The organism is Brevibacillus sp. LEMMJ03 (genome assembly GCF_007197875.1).
Taxonomy (GTDB): domain Bacteria; phylum Bacillota; class Bacilli; order Brevibacillales; family Brevibacillaceae; genus Brevibacillus; species Brevibacillus thermoruber.
In genome coordinates this window covers 1-458 of record NZ_VKJN01000074.1, presented here as the reverse complement: position 1 = coordinate 458, position 458 = coordinate 1, and the positions used below count along the sequence as shown (strand labels likewise).

The following is a 458-nucleotide window of genomic DNA, read 5'->3' as shown; positions in this document are numbered from 1 at the left end:
GAAGGAAGCGACCCGGCCGCCGGGCTACAATAGCTTGCAACAGCAGGCGCGCTTCGACGCGTTCGTCGAGGAGTTCAATACCGAACGGCCCCACGACGCGCTCGCCATGAAATGCCCGGCAGAGTTCTACTGCGCCTCACCACGTCACTACACCGGCCTGCCGGAACTCGGCTATCCGTTCCACGATCGCGACGTCATGGTCACTGCCTGCGGCCGCATTTGCATGCACCGCAAGCGCATCAACATCTCCAGCGTGCTCGCTGGCCAAAAACTCGGCATCAAGGAAGTCGACGAGGGCATTTGGCTCGTCAGCTTCATGCACTACGATCTCGGCTATATCGATCTGGAGCAGAAAACTTTGCAGCCCCTCGACAACCCGTTCGGCACGAGGTTGTCACCCATGTCTTAGGTACGTTCTGTTACCTATGTCTTCGGGCTGGACACTTGAATGCCTGGTC

Annotated in this window: 1 pseudogene; it reads left to right on the top strand. The window is 58.7% G+C overall.

Annotated elements, in window-relative coordinates:
* Window positions 1–409 (top strand): annotated as a pseudogene (locus tag FOI68_RS22860) (hypothetical protein); the annotation flags it as partial.
* Window positions 410–458: the final 49 nt, after the last annotated feature.